Origin of the sequence: Lentilactobacillus sp. TOM.63 (genome assembly GCF_030361045.1) — a bacterium.
In the GTDB taxonomy this organism is placed as follows: domain Bacteria; phylum Bacillota; class Bacilli; order Lactobacillales; family Lactobacillaceae; genus Lentilactobacillus; species Lentilactobacillus dabitei.
The window spans coordinates 1-6,523 of sequence record NZ_JAUCAP010000104.1 but is presented as its reverse complement, the minus strand read 5'-3'; the positions used below and the strand labels follow the sequence as shown (position 1 = coordinate 6,523).

General features: G+C 42.1%; 8 protein-coding genes. 4 read left to right on the top strand and 4 right to left on the bottom strand.

The window, feature by feature from the left end:
* Positions 1–440 precede the first annotated feature (440 nt).
* Together ntdP and QUF07_RS12855 are read right to left on the bottom strand one after the other, a co-directional pair.
* A complete protein-coding gene (gene ntdP, locus QUF07_RS12860; protein ID WP_217163953.1) occupies positions 441–992 on the bottom strand; it encodes a nucleoside tri-diphosphate phosphatase in 552 nt (183 codons plus the stop codon).
* Between the two features lie 94 nt (positions 993–1,086).
* A complete protein-coding gene (locus tag QUF07_RS12855) occupies positions 1,087–1,887 on the bottom strand; it encodes a RecX family transcriptional regulator (protein ID WP_289427797.1) in 801 nt (266 codons plus the stop codon).
* Positions 1,888–1,973: 86 nt separating this feature from the next.
* Here QUF07_RS12855 and QUF07_RS12850 point away from each other — a divergent pair, with 86 nt between their 5' ends.
* Positions 1,974–2,423, top strand: coding sequence for a flavodoxin (locus QUF07_RS12850; RefSeq protein WP_217163957.1), 450 nt, complete (start codon positions 1,974–1,976; stop codon positions 2,421–2,423).
* A gap of 39 nt (positions 2,424–2,462) precedes the next feature.
* Here the strand turns inward: QUF07_RS12850 and QUF07_RS12845 are convergent, their stop codons facing one another.
* The gene (locus QUF07_RS12845) at positions 2,463–3,407 is read right to left on the bottom strand and encodes a YihY/virulence factor BrkB family protein (RefSeq protein WP_289427794.1); all 945 of its coding nucleotides are present in this window, start codon (positions 3,405–3,407) and stop codon (positions 2,463–2,465) included.
* Between the two features lie 13 nt (positions 3,408–3,420).
* Positions 3,421–4,554, bottom strand: coding sequence for a non-hydrolyzing UDP-N-acetylglucosamine 2-epimerase (gene wecB, locus QUF07_RS12840; RefSeq protein WP_217163961.1), 1,134 nt, complete (start codon positions 4,552–4,554; stop codon positions 3,421–3,423).
* Positions 4,555–4,854: 300 nt separating this feature from the next.
* Here wecB and QUF07_RS12835 point away from each other — a divergent pair, with 300 nt between their 5' ends.
* Genes QUF07_RS12835 through QUF07_RS12825 form a run of 3 tightly spaced genes read left to right on the top strand, consistent with a single transcriptional unit; the run spans position 4,855 to position 6,407 of the window.
* A complete protein-coding gene (locus QUF07_RS12835) occupies positions 4,855–5,802 on the top strand; it encodes a glycosyltransferase family 2 protein (RefSeq protein WP_054748565.1) in 948 nt (315 codons plus the stop codon).
* 1 nt (position 5,803) lies between these two features.
* Positions 5,804–6,244 (top strand): GtrA family protein, encoded by a 441-nt coding sequence (locus QUF07_RS12830; protein ID WP_217163963.1) that lies wholly within the window; start codon positions 5,804–5,806, stop codon positions 6,242–6,244.
* A 13-nt stretch (positions 6,245–6,257) separates the two neighbouring features.
* Positions 6,258–6,407: a hypothetical protein gene (locus QUF07_RS12825; RefSeq protein WP_217163964.1), complete on the top strand. Its 150-nt coding sequence runs from the start codon at positions 6,258–6,260 to the stop codon at positions 6,405–6,407.
* Positions 6,408–6,523 lie beyond the last annotated feature (116 nt).

Here is a 6,523-nt window from a genome sequence, read left to right as displayed (position 1 = left end):
ACAAAAAGAGCCCTAATCACAAAGTGATTAGAACTCGAATTTAGTTTCACCAACAACAGTTGACGAAGAGCCAAAAGAAAAAGCTGATTTTGGTGCAAACCCAAATGATGGCCACGACGATCAAAATTTCGGCTGACCAAAACATCAAGGAAGAATTTTTAAGTCGTTCAAGCAAATTATCGACTCCTCACTCATTTTTGTGTGTGAAACCATTGTACCATAGAGTGCTCGGACAAGCGGTAGAAATCAGGATATCAGGTGTTACCGATAGACCCATTAGCCTGGCAAGTGATCCATAGGCTGTTTTCCACTTAGTCAAATACCGTTCCACCTTGGTTACCAGAATCCGCACGAACGTAATTCATCCTGACATCCCCAATCAAAAATGATCACCAGTCAGCCATTGCCAACCAGTGATCATCTACATTCTGAGGTCATCTTCATTTATATTGACGAGACAGTTCCAAATAGCGCTCGTACCAAATGGCAACAAACTCCTTTGAAAAAGGTCCCTTTTCATTATTGATCCAGTCAACTAAAATCCGGACATTGCGCTTTAGAATATGATCAATTTCTGGACCATAATTCCAGCGCTTACTGAATTCCAAATATTCATCCGCATCCAATAACTTGCGTCGACCGTCTGGGAAAACTTTCACGTCCAAGTCGTAGTCAATATATTTGAGTGCTTCCTTATCCAAGACATAAGGAGAGGCCAAGTTACAATAATACGCGATGCCATCATCGCGAATCATCGCCACAACATTGAACCAATAATGTTTGTGAAAATACACCAATGCCGGTTCCCTCGTCACCCAATGACGTCCATCGTCTTCAGTAACCAGAGTATGATTATTACAACCGATTAGTGAATCTTCACCAGTTTTTAATACCATCGTATCTCGCCAAATACGATGCAAGCTTCCATCATGCTTATAGCTTTGAATCGCAATGAAGTCCCCTTCTTTTGGTAGTCTTTGCATCCGTGGCATTTGTGCTACCCACTTTCTGATTTAAGCTATTAGCATCGATTGTTACCAATCCAATTATGATTATATCAGAATAGGGGGTATTTTCCGAATGAAATTAACTTCGAGCCAACTTCTCCAAAGCAATCGTAATATCATCCATGGTAAATCCCTTTCGAAACAGGGCTTGTTTGGTTTTTTGGCTTTGTTCATAATCATCAAATTTTGCGTATTTCTGCCAATACTTTTCCGCAAATCGATCGATTAATTCAGAATCATCACCAACTAATGTATCAGTATCTAGTTGATCCATAATCTGATCCAGATCGCCATACGGGAATCCCCGCCGGATCAATAAATTTTTCGTTTTGTTAATCGCCATCTTGGCAGCGTCTTGGTGGTGAATTTTCAGTTGCTTTTTAGCCACTTCAACGCCGATTCGAAGAACCTCATCTTCCGGGAATTCATGGTCAATTGCCGTTTCAATCGCGTCACTCGCGACCCGTTTTTCCTTTAGATGGCGACAAATCCAATCCGGACCGTTCTTTTCTTCTCTCACAACGGTCCGCACGTAGCTTTCCGCATACTTGGCATCGTTCACCAACCGTTGGTCAATTAGCTGATCAATCACGCGGTCAATGGCATCCGGATCCTCGGAAATCTCGGCCAGCTTCGTTCGGACTTCGTATTCCGTCCGCAGATTATGGGCCAGATAATTCAGCGCCTTGCTATGTAATTTTGACAGATCATCTGCGTGCTTGAATTTCTCAATGAGATCTTTATCGACTTCCATGCCTTTGAACACACGAAATTTGATTAAAACTTCCTCACTCATTGGCAGCGCGTATTGACCATCAACATAAATATTAAAGCGGCCCTCACGTTTTTGAGCTTCAATTTTGGTAATTTTTTCAACCATCGGAATCCCTGCCTTTCGATGTTAAATTCACTTTGCCATTTCAATTTGATATACTAAGGTTAAATTAAAACAAAGGATGACGTGCTATGATTACTGCTCACGTAGTTTATGCAACAATTACCGGAAACAACGAAGACATCGCTGACATTGTGACTGAATATTTCGAAAATAATGGCGTTGACGTTAAAGAAACTGAAATTTCACAAACAGATCCATCCGCATTTGAAAATGTTGATATTTGTGTTGTCTGTCCCTATACCTACGATGAAGGTGCCCTACCCGAAGAAGGCGCGGACTTTTACGACGACCTATCCGACTTAGACTTAAAAGGTAAAATCTATGGGGTGGCCGGTTCGGGTGATACCTTCTACGAAGAATACTACAACACCTCAGTTGACAAATTTGATGAAGCTTTCAAGCAAGCCGGTGCCACCAAGGGATCTGAGAATGTCAAAATCAACTTGGAACCTGACGAAGACGACATCAACAAGCTGGATGCCTTTGCCAAAGAATTGATTGCCAAGGTTCAAGCCTAACGACGATTATTCGACTTGACAGTAAGTGACCGCACAAAACTAACCTTTTGTGCGGCCACTTTTTTTGTGCCGTCGATGACGTTTACCACCGCGACGACCAATCCGCCGAGCTTGTTTCATTACCTGTTCAAATGCATCCGGCTGCTCCTGAATATCCCCAAGAAAAATTTGCTGAATTGTGGCGTTTAAAACCCCGCCAAATAACATGATGACCCCTGAAAAGTCCAGCCAGAACATTAAAACAATGAAGGTTCCAATCGTTTTATAGGTATCAATCCGTCGGGCAAAGAATCTCAAATAATAAGTAAACCCTTGGACCAATAACATTAAGCCAATTGTTGCCACTAAGGCTCCTACCCAAACATAACGAAACTTCACTTTGGCAGTCGGTACGAAATAAAATAGCAGACTCAAGAGAAACCAGGCAACTGCGATGGTAATCGGCCACTTAACCGTTGCAATTAATTGCATGATCCAACCAGGCGTGTGGATGATTGGGTTCAGCCAGTTAAAGATCATTTGGCTAAACGCAAAGAGCAGCATCATCACCATAACAGCCAAGATCAACACCAACATCCAGATAAACGAAATGATCCGGTTGGCAATTGCCGTCTGATTTTCAGCAACGTCGTAAGTTTTATTAATGCTTCGTTGAAATGCCGCAACCGCTCGACTCGCAGACCAAATTGTCACAATCAAACCAACAGATAATTGACTGGCACCCCCGCTTTGTAAGGTGGAGTCAATCACTGGCTCCAACAAGGCGTACACCCGCTCTGGAAAGATCGGCTCTAAATACACCGAAACCTCTTGGATGTGAATATGAAAGAGGTTTAACAAACTGCCGGCCACAAAGAAGATTGGGAAAATCGATAAAAGTGAATAAAACGCCAAAACGGCAGCTGAATCCGATACGTTTCCGGATGAATATCTGCCGATGAGGACTGTGATGAAATTTTTAATTTTTTCATACATTGATTTCATATCAAACCCACTTTTACGATTGTAATTCCTGTTTGGCTTTTAATTCCTGTTTGATAGCGGCTAAAATTCTTACAGACGCTTCACCGTCCCCATAGGGGTTCTTGGCCTCTGCCATTCGTTTATATTCCTTCGGGTCATCCAACAACATGATCATTTGCTTTTTGACTTCGTTCGGATCTGTTCCAACAAGCCGCAAAGTACCGGCCTTGATTCCTTCTGGGCGTTCCGTCGTATCCCGCAACACTAACACTGGCTTGCCAAGCGATGGTGCCTCTTCCTGCACACCCCCTGAATCACTCATAATGAAGTAACTACGGGCAGCCATGTTATGGAAGTCCAAAACATCAAGTGGCGCAATCAAATGAACGGCGTCAACCCCATCAAATGCTTCGTGAGCGGCTTTTTGAACGGTTGGGCTTAAATGGACCGGGTAGACAACTTCAACGCCTGGATGCGTCTGGACGACTTCTCTGATGGCTTTAAACGTCCGCAGCATGGGTTCACCCTGATTTTCTCGCCGATGCATCGTCAACAGGATCATTTTCGATTTTGACTGAAGTTCATCGAGAACTGAATGCTTGTAATCTGGGGTCACTGTTTGTTTCAAAGCATCGATTGCGGTATTCCCGGTCACAAAGATCTCATTATCGGGATGATTTTCCTTAAGCAAATTATGCCGACTAAGTTCAGTGGGTGCAAAATATAAGTCTGCCAGAACATCGGTCAGCTGTCGATTCATCTCTTCTGGGTATGGCGACAATTTATTCCATGTCCGCAATCCCGCTTCAACGTGACCAATCTTGATCTTATGGTAAAAGGCACTAATGCTGGCGGCAAAAGTCGTTGTGGTGTCGCCATGGACTAAAATGATATCCGGTTGAACTTTGGTGATGATTGCGTCCAGCGCGGTAATGACCCGAGTCGTAATGTCACTCAATGTTTGATTTTGCTTCATGATATTCAGATCGTAATCGGGCTTGATGTGGAAAACGGCCATGACTTGATCCAGCATCTCTCTGTGTTGGGCTGAAACAACGGTAATTGGCTGAAATTCATTTTGGTGCTGTTGCATTAATAAAATAATTGGTGCCATTTTGATTGCTTCAGGACGTGTCCCAAAGATGGTCATAACCTTGATTGGCTTCATTTTTAAACTCCCCTTATTCGACTTTTATTATAACAAATCCGTTTAAATCTTAACATTCGCTTATTTTTTATCAGTTTTGCATATGTTATAATCTGTTGATGTAATATTGAGTATTGATGAAAAAAAGTGGATCACGTTTAAAATTATCTTTACATAAGTCGTTCACTGCTCATCATTTTCGGAGCCGGATTGATTCCAAGCAAATTTAAGCTTACCAACAATCTTACACGAAATCAAAGCTGGCTGTAAATAAGTCCAGCACTTTTAGCATGAAACTAGACATATTTTTGGAGGTTTATTTTGAAGACGATCAGTCTAATTGTCCCTTGTTTTAATGAAGAACCAACCGTTGAACTCTTTTACGATACGACCGAAAAGGTGTTTGCCAAGCTAAACGCAACCCGCGACGAACAGTACAAGCCCGACTATCTGTTCATCAACGATGGGTCAGCCGATGGCACCCTTGATGTTATGCGCAAATTAAATGCCGCCCATCCAGACGAAGTTCATTACATTTCATTCTCCCGTAACTTCGGTAAGGAATCGGCATTTGCAGCCGGACTCAAAAATGCCCACGGTGACTATGTGGCTGTCATGGACGTTGACCTTCAAGATCCACCTGAATTGTTGCTACAGATGGTCGACATCTTAGAAGATCCCAAGCAAGATTATGATGTGGTTGGTTGCGTGCAGACCAGTCGAAAGCAGAATTTCATCAGGGCATTTCTTTCCGCTAGCTTCTACAAAATCATCAACAAAATGTCAAAGGTTGAAATGAAGCAAAATGTCCGTGACTATCGACTCATGAGTCGCAAATATGTCGATGCCGTTCTGGAATTGCCTGAGTACAATCGTTTCAGCAAGGGGATCTTTTCCTGGGTCGGATTTAAAACCAAATACTTAGAATACGAAGGCGTCCCAAGAGCAGCTGGCAAAACATCCTGGTCACTATTCCAACTCTTTGAATATTCGATGGAAGCAATCGTGGACTTTTCAGATGTTCCCTTAAAACTTGCAACAGTTGTTGGTGGCTTTATCAGTTTTCTCTCAATCTTGGGCCTGATTTTTGTTGTGATTCGGGCAATGTTCTTTGGTGGCTCAGTCAATGGTTGGGCATCAATGGTCTCAATTATCCTGCTACTCAGTGGAGTTCAACTGTTCAGTCTGGGAATTCTTGGAACCTACATCGGCAAAATTTACTTAGAAACCAAGCACCGACCAAAATTTGTGATCGCGGAGAAACGTTAACATGATCGAGAAATTCAAATTACTGTATTATAAGTACGAGGAACTGATTGCCTATGCTTTTTGGGGCGTGGCAACCACTGTTATCAACGTTGCGGTCTTTTGGTTCCTTCACCAATTTACCAGTTGGAACTATATCATTAACGCGACAATTGCTTGGATCTTAAGTGTTCTCTTTTCTTACTTAACCAATAAAGCATTCGTCTTCCACTCGCCCTCCAAATCATTAATGGGTGACTTAGTGGAAATGGTCTCGTTTTTCAGCGGTCGTCTGGCAACGTTGTTCTTAGAGTTTTTGATGCTCTGGATTGGGATTACGCTGATGCATCAAAATCAAATTTTGGTTAAGATTATGGAAAACATTATCGTGATCGCAATCAATTATTTCTGGTCCAAATGGCTGGTCTTTCGGAATAGCGAAAATCATAAGTCATCAAGTCAATAAGGTGGTCAACTAAATGAATCAACATATTAACCGACAAATATTACGCAAAAAACGGGAAGAATTTCCAGATGGATATTATACCAGAAATGATGGCTTCAAATTACTGGCCATGGCAGCAATCATGATTGTTATTCTGGTGGTATGTGCCCGAACGTTGATGTGAATTTTATGGATAAACAAATAGAGGCTCAAGGGGATTTTCCGGCTCTTCGTCAACTGTTGTTGGTGAAACTAAATTCGAGTTCTAATCACTTTGTGATTAGGGCTCTTTTTGTTTTG